General features: G+C 40.2%; 16 protein-coding genes. 8 read left to right on the plus strand and 8 right to left on the minus strand.

What is annotated here, in order from left to right:
- Window positions 1-145 precede the first annotated feature (145 nt).
- From WNY79_RS10610 to WNY79_RS10640, 7 genes are all read left to right on the plus strand, one after another.
- The gene (locus tag WNY79_RS10610) at window positions 146-808 is read left to right on the plus strand and encodes a peroxiredoxin-like family protein (RefSeq protein WP_342875833.1); all 663 of its coding nucleotides are present in this window, start codon (window positions 146-148) and stop codon (window positions 806-808) included.
- Between the two features lie 177 nt (window positions 809-985).
- Window positions 986-2,002: an erythrose-4-phosphate dehydrogenase gene (gene epd, locus WNY79_RS10615; protein ID WP_024598978.1), complete on the plus strand. Its 1,017-nt coding sequence runs from the start codon at window positions 986-988 to the stop codon at window positions 2,000-2,002.
- Window positions 2,003-2,066: 64 nt separating this feature from the next.
- Complete coding sequence (locus WNY79_RS10620; RefSeq protein WP_024598977.1) at window positions 2,067-3,242, plus strand: phosphoglycerate kinase; 1,176 nt, start codon at window positions 2,067-2,069, stop codon at window positions 3,240-3,242.
- Between the two features lie 200 nt (window positions 3,243-3,442).
- Window positions 3,443-4,507, plus strand: coding sequence for a class II fructose-bisphosphate aldolase (fba, locus tag WNY79_RS10625; protein WP_007587174.1), 1,065 nt, complete (start codon window positions 3,443-3,445; stop codon window positions 4,505-4,507).
- Between the two features lie 726 nt (window positions 4,508-5,233).
- On the plus strand, window positions 5,234-5,923 hold the full coding sequence (gene phoB / locus WNY79_RS10630; protein ID WP_006791869.1) for a phosphate regulon transcriptional regulator PhoB: 690 nt from the start codon (window positions 5,234-5,236) through the stop codon (window positions 5,921-5,923).
- A gap of 65 nt (window positions 5,924-5,988) precedes the next feature.
- Window positions 5,989-7,296: a phosphate regulon sensor histidine kinase PhoR gene (gene phoR, locus WNY79_RS10635; RefSeq protein ID WP_024598976.1), complete on the plus strand. Its 1,308-nt coding sequence runs from the start codon at window positions 5,989-5,991 to the stop codon at window positions 7,294-7,296.
- Between the two features lie 115 nt (window positions 7,297-7,411).
- A complete protein-coding gene (locus WNY79_RS10640; protein ID WP_342875834.1) occupies window positions 7,412-8,383 on the plus strand; it encodes a phosphate ABC transporter substrate-binding protein PstS family protein in 972 nt (323 codons plus the stop codon).
- A 67-nt stretch (window positions 8,384-8,450) separates the two neighbouring features.
- Here WNY79_RS10640 and WNY79_RS10645 read toward each other — a convergent pair whose 3' ends face one another.
- The 8 genes from WNY79_RS10645 to sfsA all read right to left on the minus strand — a co-directional run bounded on the left by WNY79_RS10645 (window position 8,451) and on the right by sfsA (window position 14,888).
- Complete coding sequence (locus WNY79_RS10645; protein WP_024598974.1) at window positions 8,451-8,687, minus strand: hypothetical protein; 237 nt, start codon at window positions 8,685-8,687, stop codon at window positions 8,451-8,453.
- A 33-nt stretch (window positions 8,688-8,720) separates the two neighbouring features.
- On the minus strand, window positions 8,721-9,569 hold the full coding sequence (gene panC, locus WNY79_RS10650) for a pantoate--beta-alanine ligase (protein WP_024603833.1): 849 nt from the start codon (window positions 9,567-9,569) through the stop codon (window positions 8,721-8,723).
- A complete protein-coding gene (gene panB, locus WNY79_RS10655; RefSeq protein ID WP_197186093.1) occupies window positions 9,569-10,363 on the minus strand; it encodes a 3-methyl-2-oxobutanoate hydroxymethyltransferase in 795 nt (264 codons plus the stop codon). The genes panC and panB overlap by 1 nt, the downstream gene beginning before the upstream one ends.
- Window positions 10,364-10,393: 30 nt before the next feature.
- A complete protein-coding gene (gene folK / locus WNY79_RS10660; protein WP_342875858.1) occupies window positions 10,394-10,879 on the minus strand; it encodes a 2-amino-4-hydroxy-6-hydroxymethyldihydropteridine diphosphokinase in 486 nt (161 codons plus the stop codon).
- A gap of 4 nt (window positions 10,880-10,883) precedes the next feature.
- Window positions 10,884-12,227: a polynucleotide adenylyltransferase PcnB gene (gene pcnB / locus WNY79_RS10665; RefSeq protein WP_331459347.1), complete on the minus strand. Its 1,344-nt coding sequence runs from the start codon at window positions 12,225-12,227 to the stop codon at window positions 10,884-10,886.
- Between the two features lie 216 nt (window positions 12,228-12,443).
- On the minus strand, window positions 12,444-13,388 hold the full coding sequence (gene gluQRS, locus WNY79_RS10670; protein WP_342875835.1) for a tRNA glutamyl-Q(34) synthetase GluQRS: 945 nt from the start codon (window positions 13,386-13,388) through the stop codon (window positions 12,444-12,446).
- A 20-nt stretch (window positions 13,389-13,408) separates the two neighbouring features.
- Entirely contained in the window at window positions 13,409-13,852 is a 444-nt protein-coding gene (gene dksA, locus WNY79_RS10675; protein WP_002962671.1) for an RNA polymerase-binding protein DksA, read from the minus strand.
- A gap of 316 nt (window positions 13,853-14,168) precedes the next feature.
- On the minus strand, window positions 14,169-14,888 hold the full coding sequence (gene sfsA, locus WNY79_RS10680; RefSeq protein WP_007587160.1) for a DNA/RNA nuclease SfsA: 720 nt from the start codon (window positions 14,886-14,888) through the stop codon (window positions 14,169-14,171).
- Window positions 14,889-15,011: 123 nt separating this feature from the next.
- Between sfsA and pepB the strand changes: the two genes are divergently transcribed.
- On the plus strand, window positions 15,012-16,307 hold the full coding sequence (gene pepB / locus WNY79_RS10685) for an aminopeptidase PepB (protein ID WP_024589754.1): 1,296 nt from the start codon (window positions 15,012-15,014) through the stop codon (window positions 16,305-16,307).
- Window positions 16,308-16,419: the final 112 nt, after the last annotated feature.

Raw genomic sequence — 16,419 nt, forward strand, 5'->3', positions numbered from 1 at the left:
CAAACCTCGCGCCGCGATTAAATAGCCCCTAGATAGAACAAATTTAACCCCGAATGGTCAACACGCCCCAAAATTTTCATTTCAAATACATTTTCATAATGTAAGCTGGCTTTAAGTTTTTGATTAATTTAAAGGTAGCCATATTATGAGCGATGAAAATAACACGTTAAAAGCCCAAACTGAGGCAAAAATAGCAGCAGGGCGTAAAGGTAATCCTGATTTTATGAAAGGTGTTGATGAAACGATTGCACAGGCAAAAGCGTTTCAACAAGGTGCTAATGCACTTGATTTAAACCAAAGCGCACCAAGTTTTGAGTTACCAAATCAACATGGTCAATCGGTGCAGTTAACCGAGTTACTTGCTAAAGGGCCTGTAGTTGTTACTTTTTATCGTGGTAGTTGGTGTCCGTACTGCAATTTACAGCTCAAAGCGCTTCAAGCACGCTTGCCTGAAATTCATGCGTTAGGCGCACAATTGGTGGCTATTAGCCCGCAAGTACCCGATGGCTCACTTAGTGATGATGAAATAAGTAACATGGATTTTTTAGTACTGAGTGATCAAAATGCCGATGTAGCAGCAAGCTACGGCGTAGCATGGCAAGTACCTACATTTTTACTAGAACATATGCGAGTAGACCGAGGCCTAGATTTAGAGTCGGTTAATAATGGCAATAGTCGTGTTTTACCGATCCCTGCCACCTTTGTTTTAGATGAACAAGGTAAAGTGACTTGGCGTTATGTTGATGTTGATTACCGTACTCGTTCTGAGCCAGAAGATATAATTAACGCATTAAAAAATTTAGTATAAAAACTTAATTTAAAAAGTCAGAACCATCAAAGAGCTTGCAATGCGTAAGCTCTTTAACCTTAATTTAAAGTTTCTAATGCTACCCTCTTATAATAATGCTCAAGGTCGATTACAATACAGCCATCTAAAAGGCGTATTGCCTTTATCTGCACGCTAAAAGAGTGGATTTTATATTTCATGGCAATCAAACTTGCAATTAATGGTTTTGGTCGTATTGGTCGAAATATTGTCCGCGCGTTATACGAGTCTGGTTTGAGCGACGATATAAAAATTGTTGCGATTAACGAACTTGCTGATCCTGAAGCTATTGCTCATTTATTAAAATACGACACATCCCACGGTCGTTTTTCTTTTCCTGTAAAACTTGGTGAAGACACCATTAGTGTTGCAGGCGATACCATTGCACTTTTTTGTGAAGAAAACCCAATTGAATTACCTTGGCAAACGCTCGATGTAGACGTTGTACTTGAATGTACGGGTGTTTATCACTCGCGTGAACATGCGCAGCTACATATTACTGCAGGCGCTAAAAAGGTGTTGTTTTCACACCCGGCTGATAACGATGTTGATGCTACGATTGTGTATGGCATTAACGACGATGAGCTTAAACGCGAGCACACAATTGTGTCTAACGGCTCGTGTACAACTAACTGTGTTGTGCCGGTTATTAAAGTATTAGATGATGCATTTGGTATTGAGTCGGGCGCTATTACAACGATTCATGCGTCGATGAACGATCAACAAGTGATTGATGGTTATCATCATGATTTACGCCGTACACGCGCTGCAAGCCAATCAATTATTCCAGTTGATACAAAGCTCGCCCGTGGTATAGACCGTATTTTACCTAAATTTAAAGGCCGTTTTGAAGCCATCGCCGTACGTGTTCCTACTATAAATGTAACGGCAATGGATTTAAGTGTAACGGTTAATACCGATGTAGATTTAAACGCAGTAAATAACGCACTTAAAGCACAAGCAAAAGACCGCTTAGAAGGTATTTTAAGTTATACCGAAGAGCCGCTTGTATCGGTTGATTTTAATCACGACCCACATTCTTGTATTATTGATGGCACACAAACACGTGTTAGTCACAAACGACTGATAAAGTTATTAGTATGGTGTGATAACGAATGGGGTTTTGCTAATCGCATGCTCGACACAGCGCGTGCTATGATGGCAGTGAATAAGTAATTTATTAATATAATAATTTTAAACGTATTTTTCAGGTTCAGTATCGTTAACTAAGGAGATGTTCATGTCGGTCATAAAAATGGCAGATTTAGATTTAAACGGCAAACGCGTATTAATTCGTGAAGATTTAAATGTACCAGTTAAAGCAGGTAAAGTGACGTCAGATGCGCGTATTCGTGCAGCACTACCTACTATTAAATTAGCGCTTGAGATGGGTGCTAAAGTAATGGTTATGTCACACCTTGGCCGTCCTACGGAAGGGGAATATGATGAAGAGTTTTCGCTAGCACCTGTCGCTGATTACTTAAACGATGCCCTTGAGCAAACTGTACGTTTAGAAAAAGATTACCTAAACGGTGTTGATATTGCTGATAACGAAGTTGTTGTTTTTGAAAATGTGCGCTTTAACAAAGGCGAGAAGAAAAACGACGAAGCGTTATCTAAGCAACTTGCAGCACTGTGTGATGTATATGTAATGGATGCATTTGGTACGGCTCATCGTGCACAAGCATCTACCCATGGCGTTGGCTTATTTGCTGATGTGGCATGTGCAGGTCCATTGTTATCAGCTGAGCTAGAAGCGTTAGGCAAAGCACTTGATAACCCAGCGCGTCCATTAGTAGCGATTGTTGGTGGTTCTAAAGTATCTACTAAGCTAACCGTTTTAGATTCACTTTCTAAAATTGTTGACCAATTAGTTACTGGCGGCGGTATTGCAAATACCTTTATTGCTGCATCAGGTAGCCCAGTTGGTAAATCGCTTTACGAACCTGATTTAATGGATGAAGCGAACCGTTTATGTGCAGCAGCAATTGCTAATAATGGTGAAATTCCGGTACCGACTGACGTAGTTGTTGGTAATGAGTTTTCTGAATCTGCTGTAGCTACGCTTAAAGATGTAAGCGAAGTAACAAGCGACGATATGATTTTTGATATTGGTCCTGATACAGCGAGCAAGCTTGCAAAAATTATTGCAAATGCGGGCACTGTTGTATGGAATGGCCCTGTTGGCGTGTTCGAGTTTGACCAATTTGGTAATGGCACACGTGCTATTGCACAAGCAATTGCTAACTCAAATGCGTTTTCGATTGCTGGTGGTGGTGATACCTTAGCCGCAATTGATAAATACGGCATTGCCGATAAAGTTTCTTATATTTCTACTGGTGGTGGTGCGTTCTTAGAGTTTTTAGAAGGCAAAAAACTTCCAGCAGTTGAAATGCTAGAGTCGCGCGCTAAGTAATTTTAGTAGCGTAAGGTGAGGGTTAATAGCCCTCACCGACAATTAATTATTAAATACCTCTCACCCTAATTTAATAGTTAATTTAGACGGAATATTACTGCAAAGCAGTGGTTTTTCGTGGCGTTGTTATAACGCCAAACTAACACATCCGTTCAAACTAGATGGTAGGGAACTACTGTCGATAAATTGGAGAATACCCAATGGCTTTAATCAGTATGCGACAACTTTTAGATCATGCAGCAGAGCATGGTTACGGCGTACCTGCTTTTAACGTTAACAATCAAGAGCAAATGCGCGCAATAATGGAAGCGGCTGACAAAACAAACAGCCCAGTAATCGTTCAGGGATCCGCTGGTGCACGTGCTTATGCTGGTGCTCCATTTATTCGTCATATGATTTTAGCAGCCGTTGAAGAATGGCCACATATCCCCGTTGTTATGCACCAAGATCACGGCACATCGCCAGGTGTATGTCAGCGTTCAATTCAGCTTGGTTTTTCATCAGTAATGATGGATGGCTCGTTAATGAGCGACGGTAAAACCCCTTCAAGCTACGAATACAATGTAGAAGTAACGCGCGAAACTGTTGCTATGGCGCATGCCTGTGGCGTATCGGTTGAAGGCGAGCTAGGTGTGCTTGGTTCACTAGAAACAGGTGAAGCTGGCGAAGAAGATGGTGTTGGCGCAGAAGGGTTACTAACCACTGAGCAAATGCTAACAGATCCTGAAGAAGCGGCTGACTTTGTAAATAAAACACACGTTGATGCACTTGCAATTGCCTGTGGTACTTCACACGGTGCTTATAAATTTACTCGCCCACCAACCGATGACATTTTAGCGATTGATCGTATTAAAGCGATTCATGCGCGTATTCCTAACACGCATTTAGTGATGCATGGTTCGTCTTCTGTTCCACAAGAATGGTTAGAAATTATTAATCAGTATGGTGGCGAAATTCCAGAAACTTATGGTGTGCCGGTTGAACAGATTGTTGAAGGCATTAAGTTTGGTGTTCGTAAGGTAAATATTGATACCGATTTACGTTTAGCATCTACCGGTGCAATTCGCCGTCATATGGCGCTAAACCCATCTAATTTCGATCCACGTAAATACCTAGCTGAAGCTACAAAAGCAATGACAGAGATTTGTGTTGCACGCTATAACTCGTTTGGTACTTCTGGTCAGGCTAGTAAAATTAAGCCAATTTCACTTGATGAAATGCACCTTAAATACTTAAGCGGCGAACTTGATCCTAAAATTAGATAATAAGTCTATTTTAAAATAAATAGTTTAAAAGCCAGTAACCCAGTTGCTGGCTTTTTTAATGCCTGTACTTTTATATTACAGGTTACTGCCTCTGTTGATCAGATCACTGTATTACCAACACCTTACTTTGGGATCACGCATTTACTAACACAGCCTTTTCGGATCATTACTTTACTAAGCCAAATACACTTTTGCGCTATTTTAGCCTCTGAGATAATTTGATCGTTATTTATTTGTACAAACAATCAACAACTTATGGCTTTGACTAGGTACAACTCTGATCTGAGGGTAGATCGGCTTGGTAAAAATCTGATCCTTTATTTGGGGCTTAGTAAAATTTAGATCTATTTTTAAACGTATTGATTGTTACACAGGCGGGTTTGTTAATTTTAAAATAGCTTTAAAGTTACTTTTAAACGATCGATCTGTAAAAAAGTATTGGTTAGTAAAACAATGATCCCAGCTAATTTTGTATTATTTAATGATTAAACTAGCGACAAAAAGTAGATAATTTCAAAAATTAGCTATTTTATAAATTTATCGTAAATCTCTAATTATTACGTTAAATATTAAAAAGGTTTTAAAAATATGACGTTAATGAGGTTTTTTGTCACTAATTTGTGTTTTTTTTACCACCATTTTAATTTACACGTTACACTTTCATAAAAATGTCATACTTAGTCATAATAATGAAAACTAATTCGATAGCGTAAGAGATAAATTGGAATGTCACGTAAAGTACTAGTCGTAGATGACGAAGCTCCTATCAGGGAGATGTTGGTTTTTGTTTTAGAGCAAAATGGATTTCAAGCAATTGAAGCAGAAGATTACGACTCTGCTATTGCAGCTATGGTTGAACCTTACCCAGATATGGTTTTACTTGATTGGATGTTACCAGGTGGAAGCGGTATTCAAATTGCTAAAAAGTTTAAGCAAAACGAACACACCCGCCAAATCCCAATTATTATGCTTACAGCCCGTGGCGAAGAAGAAGACAAAGTACGCGGCCTTGAAGTAGGTGCTGACGACTACGTCACTAAGCCATTTTCTCCTAAAGAGCTTATGGCACGTATTAAAGCGGTTATTCGCCGTGTATCGCCAACCTCATTAGAAGAGGCTATTGAAGTACATGGCCTGCGTTTAGATCCTATTTCGCATCGTGTTACCTCAGAAGGTAACGAGCTTGATATGGGGCCAACCGAATTTAGATTACTGCACTTTTTTATGACCCACCCAGAGCGTGTTTATAGTCGTGAACAACTGCTTGATCATGTATGGGGAACTAACGTTTACGTAGAAGATCGCACGGTTGATGTGCACATTCGTCGCCTACGTAAAGCAATTGGCCCACTTGGACACGACCGTTTAGTGCAAACTGTACGTGGTGCTGGGTATCGTTTTTCAAGTAAGCTGTGATCAGCTTAAAGCTTAGCTAATGTGTGAAATATGCATGTATTACTACTCTAAGGTAAAGTGAGTGTATGTATCGAGTTGTTAATAAGCAGGCGTTAGTAAAGCGCCTGTTTATCTATTTTTTACCCTTACTATTAATTGGTGTGCTGGTTGGCGCGCCATTTTTGCTTTTATTTTTAGGATCTTTTTCCCTCCTTATTTGGCACTACCATCAACTTTATCGTTTGAGCGATTGGCTACTTAATCAACGTAGCTTTAATCCACCAGAGGGCGAGGGTGCATGGGAGCAAGTGTTTGAAGGTATTTATCATTTGCAGCACCGTAATCGTAAAAAACGTAATGAGCTTGCTGATTTAATTCGTCGCTTTCGCGATGGAGCTGAAGCAGTACCTGATGCGGTTGTGGTATTACAAAACGATTTAAGTATTGTGTGGTGTAATCAATTAGCGCTTAAAGTGCTTGGCCTGCAGTGGCCAACCGATCATGGTCAGCGTCTTGATAATTTAATTCGCGAACCTAAGTTTGCTAAGTACATGCACAAAGGCGAGTTTGATGATGCGCTTGAGCTGGATAATGGTCATAGCGTTGAACAGGTACTTGAGTTTAGGGTAATGCCTTATGCAAGCACGCAACTTATGGTTGTTGTGCGTGATGTAACGCGCTTAAAACAGCTAGAACAGATGCGTAAAGACTTTGTAGCCAATGTGTCACATGAACTACGTACGCCGCTTACAGTGGTTACAGGGTATCTTGAGATGATGGAAGGTGACATGATGCCGCCGCCAGCAATGTGGAACAAAGCGCAAAATACCATGCTTGAACAATGTAAGCGCATGGATAGCTTAGTCAGCCAGTTACTATCGCTTTCACGTATTGAGGGTGCACGGCGTCAAGACAACGATAAAGCTATAAACGTACCGCAATTACTTGGTTATATTCACACTGAAGCAAATTCAATTAACCAAGACAAAGGCCATGAGCTTATTTTTAATATTGATAAAACCCTTGATATTAAAGGCTCTGAGGATGAACTGCGTAGTGCGTTTTCTAATTTAGTATTTAACGCGATTCATTACACAAAACCCGGTGGCAAAGTGGAAGTATGTTGGCAGCGCAAAAACAATAAAGCATGTTTTAGTGTTACCGATAATGGTGATGGTATTGCGCCTGAGCATATTAACCGTTTAACTGAGCGTTTTTATCGTGTTGATAAAGCCCGCAGCAGAACAACAGGTGGCTCAGGTTTAGGGCTTGCGATTACAAAACATGTACTAACGCGCCACGATAGTAAATTAAATATTAGTAGTGAAGTTAACAAAGGTTCGTGTTTTTCTTTTGAATTTTCAATAGATAAGATAGTTTCGCTGGCTAAGTAATTAGGCTGAAAAGCAAAGTCATAAAAGTGTCATTTAAGAGTAATGTAACTGTCATGTACTCACTTTAGAGTGGGCAGCAGTTAGAAAATGGGACGAACAAACCGGAGAACCCTACATGAAATTTAAAAACTTAGTTGCCGCAATGGGTGTGGCTGTTACAACTTTCGTATCTGCACAAGCAGTTGCTTTAGACCAAGATATTCCTGAGTATCAAAAAATTAGTGGTGTTTCAGGTAACTTCTCATCAGTAGGTTCTGACACTTTAGCCAACATGATGACGTTCTGGGCTGAAGAGTACAAACGTATTTACCCAAATGTAAATATTCAAATTCAAGCGGCAGGTTCTTCTACTGCGCCACCGGCACTTACCGAAGGTACAGCTAACCTAGGTCCAATGAGCCGTAAAATGAAATCTAAAGAAATCGAAGCGTTCGAAAAACGTTACGGTTACAAACCAACAGAAGTACGTGTAGCTATTGATGCACTTGCAGTATTTGTACATAAAGATAATCCAATTGAAGGTCTTCGTATTGACCAAGTAGATGCGATTTTTTCATCTACTCGTAAATGTGGCGCATCAGAGCAAGTTAACCGTTGGAGCGATGTTGGTTTAACAGGTGACTGGGCAGCTAAAGACGTTCAACTTTACGGACGTAACTCAGTATCAGGTACTTACGGTTACTTTAAAAAGAAAGCACTGTGTAAAGGTGATTTCCGTAATAACGTAAATGAGCAACCAGGCTCTGCATCGGTAGTACAGTCAATTTCATCTTCATTAAATGCAATTGGTTACTCTGGTATCGGTTATAAAACATCGGGCGTACGTACAGTACCGCTTGCTAAAAAAGGCGATAACTTTGTTGATGCAACACTTGATAACGTTGCGCAAGGTAAATATCCGCTATCGCGCTTTTTATATGTTTATGTGAATAAACACCCGAATAAGCCGCTATCACCTATGGAAGAACAATTTTTAAGAATGGTACTTTCAAAAGATGGTCAGCAAATTGTAGAAAAAGATGGTTATGTACCTCTTTCTGCAAAGCTAGTAAAAACAGAACTTAAAAAGCTTGGTTTAAATAAATAAACTATAAGCAATAAAAAACCGCTCATTGAGCGGTTTTTTTGTGTCTAAAACTAAAAACTTTAAGGAATTAAATATTACCTAATTTTTCGGCTTGCACTTTACACTGATTGTAGCTCTCAACACATTTACCAGAGCATACTTGTTGCTTTAAGCTATCAGCTGTTGTTTGCTGTTCACATGTACTTTCACATTGGTAATTTTGTTGAGCACACTGATTCATTTCAGGGTTTTCAACTTGGTTTTGGCAACCTACTAATAGTGCAAAAGTAAGGGCGACTACGCTTGTTTTTATTAAAGTGTGCATGCTTCTTATCCTTAAAATGGAGTCGCAATAATATTAAATTTCGACTTGAATATTGTCGATCAATCTAACACCACCAAAATAGGCTGCGGCTAAAATAACAAATTGAGTATCTTCGATTGTAGCAGTTTTTAATGTATCTCGTTGAGCAATCTCAAAATAGTCTGGCTTTAGGCCTGCTTGCTCTAAACTTTGTTTAGCTAAGCTTTCAAGTTTTACGAAGTCTTTTTCGCCACTTTTAAGTTGCTCAGCGCATGTATTAAGTGCTTTGAATAATACGGTTGCTGTCGCTTTTTGCTCGTTCGATAAGTAACCATTACGCGAGCTCATAGCAAGGCCAGAAACTTCTCGCATTGTAGGTACACCAATAACTTCAACCGGAATTGATAAGTCGCGTGCCATGGTTTTAATTACTTGCAGTTGCTGAAAATCTTTTTCACCAAAGCAGGCGTAGTCTGGTTGTACAAGGTTGAATAACTTAGTCACTATTGTAGCAACGCCTCTGAAGTGGCCAGGACGTGAGCCACCGCAATAGCCTAATGAAATATCAGGCACATCTACAAAGCTTTGTGCACCAAGTCCATTTGGATAGATTGTATCTACACTTGGAGTAAACACAATATCAGTGCCTAGTTCAGCAAGGCCTTGCTTGTCTTCATTTAGCGTACGAGGATAGTTATCTAAATCTTCGTTAGCACCAAATTGCATTGGGTTAACAAAAATACTCACAACGACTTTATCGGCTAAGTTTTTTGCTTTTTCTACTAGCGAAAAATGCCCACGGTGCAAGTTGCCCATTGTTGGCACAAGTGCCACGCTAAGGCCAGCTTGGCGCCATGCTTTAATTTGACTACGTAACGATCTAATTTCAGTAATTGACTGCATTATTTAAACTCGTGTTCAGCGCTTGGAAATGCGCCATTTTTAACGTCTGTACAATACTTTTGAACGGCTGTAGGCATATTGCCTGTTTCGAGCAAAAAGTTTTTAGAAAATTTAGGAATGTAACCTGCGGAAATACCAACAAGGTCATGCATTACCAGTATTTGGCCATCAGTTAGGCTACCAGCACCAATACCAATAGTTGGGATACTTAGAGCGTCTGTAATGCGTTTAGCCAATGCACTTGGAATACATTCAAGTACTAATAATTGTGCGCCAGCGGCTTCTAGGGCTTTTGCATCATCAATCATTTTTTGTGCTTTGTCTTCTTCGCGACCTTGTATTTTAAAGCCACCAAATACATGTACTGACTGTGGTGTAAGGCCTAAATGCCCGCAAACTGGAATACCTTGTTGAGTAAGCGTTTTAATGCTCTCGTAAAGCCATTCTCCGCCTTCAAGCTTAATCATGTTCGCGCCAGCGCGCATAAGCTCAGCTGCATTTTTACAAGTATCACTTACGCTTGAGTAGGTCATAAACGGTAAGTCAGCAATTACAAATAATTCGCGGCTACCAGCGCGTACACAGCGGGTATGATATGCAATATCTTGATTGGTTACGCCAAGAGTGTCATCGCCGCCTTGTAGTACCATGCCCAAAGAGTCGCCCACTAAAATAACTTCAACGCCGTTATCATGAAATAACTTTGCAAAACTAGCGTCATAGGCTGTTAATGCAGTAATTTTGTTATTTTCTGCTTTCATTTTATTTAAAGTAGAAACGGTTATTTTAGACATAATATCCTCGCAGGCAAAAGCCTAGGTTAATTACAGAGGTAATTGTTGTAAGTCGTTGAGCGGTAAGTTATTTGCAATGGTTTTTAATGCAATGCCGCTTGGTAAAATAAGTTCAGGTGCAAGCTCTAATAGTGGATAAACCACAAACTCGCGATTATTCAAACCATAATGAGGCACAGTTAAGCGCACCGTATTTATAATTTGATCACCAAATAATAGAGTATCTATATCAAGAGTGCGTGGACCCCAACGCTCAGCTTTTCTTACTCGACCATGCTCAAGCTCAATGCTTTGTGTTAAATCAAGCAATTGCTCTGGCTTAAGGGTCGTTTTAATACACGCTACTGCATTGATATAGTCAGGTTGATCTTGTGGGCCCATAGGCTTACTAGCATAGTAATGCGATACGCATATAAATTCACAATTGGGCAGCTTTTTAAGCGCGATTACCGCGTTATCAAGCTGCTCTTTTGGTGAGTTTAGGTTGGCACCTAAACCCAAATAAACACAGTACATGTTATTACTCAGCTGGCTTTTTAGTAGGTCGACGGCGCCTTCGCGGCTTAGGACCACCTTGATGACCTAAGTTTTTAACCATCTCTTTTTGGCCATTTATATCTTGGCTTAAGTATTGTGTCCACCACTGGGCAAGCTCAGTATGCTGTGTTTCGCCTGCGTCTACGCGTAAGAGTAAAAAGTCGTAGGCGGCTTTAAAGCGAGGTTGCTGCGTTAGTCTGTAAGCACGTTGGCCTGCGCGTTTATCTAAGCGGTGCTGAATATGCCAAATATCGCGGGCGCCTAGAGTAAAGCGTTTAGGAACCGCAATGTGTTGTGAGTTATCGCTGAGTACTTTATTCATTGCTTGTGCGAAAGCGTCGTATTCTGCAAGTTGCTCTTGGCTTTGAATCTTTTTAGTACGTTCAAGCAGCGGAAACCAAAGTAGTGCGGCAAAAATAAACGCGGGTGTTACTTTTTTATCAGCATTAATGCGCTTGTCAGTATTTTGAAACATTTGCTGAATAAGCGTGTGTTCTAAGCCACTTGGGTTTTTATCTAAGATTTTATCAAGCTCAGGAAACAGTGAGCGGAATAAGCCGTATTTACGCAGCATTAAAAAGTTAGCTTCGGCCTTGCCGTTTAAAAACAGCTTAAGAATTTCTTCAAATAAACGTGCTGGCGGAATGTTATCAAGCAAACTTGCAAGCTCGCTAATTGGCTTTTCACTTTTAGGCGCAATGCTCATATCAAGTTTAGTAGCAAAGCGAACTGCACGTAACATACGAACAGGGTCTTCGCGGTAACGCGTTTCAGGGTCGCCGATTAGCTCAATTTGTTTAGCTTTAATTGCCGCTAAGCCGTTGGCGTAATCGTGAATACTAAAATCTTTGATTGAGTAATAAAGTGCATTGATTGAAAAGTCGCGGCGCTCTGCATCTTCTTCAATACTGCCAAATACGTTGTCACGTAGTAATTGGCCTTCATCGCTTGATTGGCTTATTTGATTTTTGTCTTCTTGCGCTTCGTGATGGCCACGCATAGTCGCCACTTCAATAATTTCACGGCCAAATACAATATGTGCTAAGCGAAAGCGACGGCCAATAAGGCGACAGTTTCTAAATAGTTTTTTTACTTGATCTGGCGTTGCGTTAGTAACTACGTCAAAATCTTTTGGCTGTTGGCCTAACAATATATCGCGAATACAACCACCAACAAGGTAGGCATCGTAGCCACCGTCTTTTAAGCGGTATAATACTTTGATTGCATTTGGGCTAAATTGTTTGCGAGAAATACCATGCTCACCACGAGTGACAACAATAGGTTCACTGCTTACAGAAGCGCTTTCGGCACTGGTATTCGGGCCGATTATTTGTCGGCAAAATTGAAAAAGCTTGGAAATAATAGTCTGTCTCCTAGAAGGTGTGATTGACTCTGCATTGCAATCAAAAGTTACAGCAAATAAGGCGGTTATAGCCCAGTACTAGCTGTTTGACGTAATTAGCATATATTTAGGCGGCTATCATATACCAGCAGGGTTTAAAAATTAAGTTGATGTGTTGAAATTAAGCCGTTTTTAGCTATTTTATTTACTTAAATGTGTAAATTGGACTTTCTGACTACGTGGATGCTGAGAAATTTGTATTTCGGATACTTGTGGTACCTGTTTTAAGCTAAAGTTTTTAATTCCCCAAGCGATTAATTGTTCAATATTTAAATCGATTAAATCAGCTATAACAGGCAACCCTAAAAACTCAAATGCACTAATTAAAGCTGGCTTTGGATTTTGTTTGCTAATGGCGGGAGCATAGTTTTGTTTAGATAATTTGAAACCAGGCTTGGCAACCGCTAAAGGTAAATGAGCAAATTCAGGCACAGGGCTATTTAGTTGTTTAAACAAACTAATTTGCCTTGCGGTTGGCTCAATCAAATCAGCGCCTCTTACAATTCGATTAATCTCTTGATCAATATCATCGACGACCACAACAAGTTGATATGCAAATAAGTCATCGCTGCGTTTAATTAAGTAATCTTCATGGGAAAGGGCGCTATTTACTGTTATATCACCTTGAATTAAATCATTAAATTGAGTAGTTGGATGTTGCTGAACTAAGCGAAGCGCACCGGACTCCGTATTATGGCTAAGTGCTTGGCAATGCCCTTGATAAATACCGCCAATGGCTTTTATTTGTTTGCGAGTACAAGTGCAACCATAAACAAGCTTTTGTTTTAAAAGTGAGTGGGTAATATCTTGGTATAAAGGCAGACGCTGCGTTTGATACACAACAGGTTCGTCCCAGTGAAGGGCGTAGGCATGTAAGGTATTCAGAATATCGGAGTCGGCGTTTTTAACCACGCGCGTAGTGTCAATGTCTTCTATACGAACTAACCAATCTCCTTGGTTAGCTTTTGCATCTAGATAACTACCCACAGCCGCTACAAGTGAGCCAAAATGTAATGGCCCAGAAGGAGACGGTGCAAAACGACCGCGATATTTACGCATAGGCGCAGTAACGGCTGTAGGAGACATAACTAATTAATAAGTATTAATTAGCCGCGTCCAGATTGCTTTTCTTTGATTTCTGCAAGTGTTTTGCAGTCTACGCATAAATCGGCAGTAGGACGTGCTTCTAAGCGACGTATGCCAATTTCGATGCCACAAGACTCACAAAAGCCAAAATCATCTTCTTTAATCAAATTAATTGTTTTTTCAATTTTTTTGATTAATTTACGTTCGCGGTCACGAGTACGAAGTTCTAACGAGAACTCTTCTTCTTGTGCCGCGCGGTCAACTGGGTCAGGAAAGTTAGCAGCTTCGTCTTGCATGTGTGATTTAGTACGATCAACTTCGTTACGTAAGTCATTACGCCAAGTTTCTAAAATCGCTCTAAAATGAGCACGTTGTGCATCATTCATGTACTCTTCGCCTGGTTTTTCTTGGTATGGTTCTAAACCGGCTTGAGCCAATAAACCATGTTTCTTTTGGTCTGGCATAACTCTCTCCTAAATCCTTAATTTAATGCCTCAGCATTAGCCGGCGGTATAAATAACAGAATCTTATACCCTAGGCAAATTTATTTTTAATTAATCGAATTAGCTTCAACCATGCTTACTGAGTAAAAAGTGTATTAATAGTTTATTTACACTTTTAATTAATTCACATATTCGCTTTCTAAAACTTGCCTTGTTATGTGGGCAAAAGCTTTAAAAACAAGTTAATTTTTATAATTCACTTTTTATAACTTTCTTTAATTTGAGTACTTTGCTTATTTTGCAGATTACGCTTAGTTCAATCCCTTGGTTTAATACATTATTGTGCAAATACTATTTTTTTATGAAGTAAAACTTCATTAGCAGAAATAGTGGCCTTGTATGCTAATACTTCAACGCCGGCTATTATTGCTTGGCTTAATAGCGTGGCGTATTTTTTATCAATATGCGCAGCTGCACTTACTGTATTTATTCCTTCATGCAAAACAGCGAACAGTAATACTGCTCGGTGGCCTTGTTCGATCATTTCTATTAGTTCGCGGATATGTTTTTGTCCGCGCAGTGTTTGCGCATCAGGAAAGTAGCCTTGCCCGCTTTGTGGTGCATCCTCGCTTAATAATGTGACTGATTTAACTTCTACGTAGCAATCAGGCTTATTTTCGTCTGTGAGTAAAAAGTCGATTCTGCTGTTTTCGCTGCCGTACTTTACTTCGCTTTGCAATTGACTGTAGTCGAGTAGCTCGCTTATTACATTATTGTTTATTGCTTCTTCTACTACTTTATTAGCCACTGCTGTATTTACACAAATAAGCTGAGATAAGTTATTTTGCGTAAGCTCTAATGAATGCGGGTATTTTCGTTTTGCGTTATCGCTTGTTGAATAAAAAGCAGCAAAACCCGGCTCTGCGCATCCCGTCATTTTACCTGTATTAGCACAGTGGGCGGTAAATTCACTGCCATCACTTAATTGTAAATCAGCTAAAAAACGTTTGTAGCGTTTTAATAAGGTGGCAGGTTGCAGAGTTGGCGTGTACTTCATGATAACTTCCAAAGCGTAAATACTGCACAGCAGTGTGGTTTATGTTATTTATCTCAAGCTGTTGGGAACTTAAGCGCTCTATAGTAAACTCGGTGGCACATTTAAGTGCAAGAGTATTCTAACATGAGTGAAAAATTTGTTGTTCAACTAAGCGAACAAGCAGCAGCGAGTCATTGGGGCGATAATGCGTCATTGTCTTTTAATGAGCGCGGTGCAACTGTTCATTTGTCTGAGCAAGAAACATTGAAAAATGTTCAAAAAGCTGGTCGTACTATTGCAATTCAAGGTATTAAAAACGTTGAATTAGCAGGCGATGCTTGGTGTACAGAAAGCCAGTGGGCTTTTTATCAAGGCTTTGTAACACCAAAATCGTTAAACGGTGTCGAGTTTGTTGATAACGCACAATCAGATATTAAAGAACTTGCTCACTTAAAAACGTCAGCAATTTGGGCACGTGAAATGGTTAACGGGACTGCCGATGACATTTACCCAGAGAGCCTAGCCGAAAAAGCAGCTGAGTTTATTCAATCATTAGCGCCTGAACACGTAAGTTACCAAATCATTAAAGGTGATGCGTTACTAGAACAACAGTGGATTGGTATTCATGCTGTTGGTCGCGGTAGTGTTCGCCCACCAGTATTGCTTGAGCTTGATTACAACCCAACAGGTGACGAAAATGCACCAGTAAGTGCTGCGCTTGTAGGTAAAGGTATTACGTTTGACTCAGGTGGTTACTCAATTAAATCAAGCGAAGGTATGCTTGGTATGAAGTGTGACATGGGCGGCGCTGCAACAGTAACTGCAGGTTTAGCATTGGCTATTAACCGTGGTATTGAAAAACGTATTAAGCTGTTTTTATGTTGTGCTGAGAACTTAATTTCGGGTCATGCATACAAATTAGGTGATATTCTTACTTATAAAAATGGCACGACAGTTGAAATTGTAAACACGGATGCTGAAGGTCGCTTAGTACTTGCTGATGGTTTAATGGCAGCTGGGGAGACTGGCGCTCCACTTATTATTGATGCAGCAACACTAACCGGTGCAGCGCTTGTTGCAGTTGGCCAAGAGTACAATGCATTATTTGCACTTGATAAAGAGCTTGTACGTGAAGTTGAGAGTTTTGCATCTCAAGAAATGGAAGCTGCTTGGCCACTGCCTCTTGAAAAATGGCATCAACAAAACTGCCCATCTCCTTATGCTGATACGGCAAATAGCCGTGCACAAAAGGGTGGCGGTTACGGCGGCGCATCGAATGCGGCAGGCTTTTTATCGCGCTTTGTGCCAAATGATGGCAAAGGCTGGGTACACATCGATTTAGCGGCTGCATTTAACATGGGCAGTACAAGCCAATGGGCAGCGGGCGCAACAACGCAAGGTATGCGTACGGTTGCTCGTACTTTACAAGAAAAAGCATAATATTTACTAAATTACGCTTTTTACACTAAAAATAGGCACCCTCGGGTGCCTATTTTTTAATTTACAGACAAGCAATTTTATTTCATTTACGGTAAAATCCGTCGCCAATACC

It is taken from the genome of Pseudoalteromonas sp. AS84 (assembly GCF_038900255.1).
Classification (GTDB): domain Bacteria; phylum Pseudomonadota; class Gammaproteobacteria; order Enterobacterales; family Alteromonadaceae; genus Pseudoalteromonas.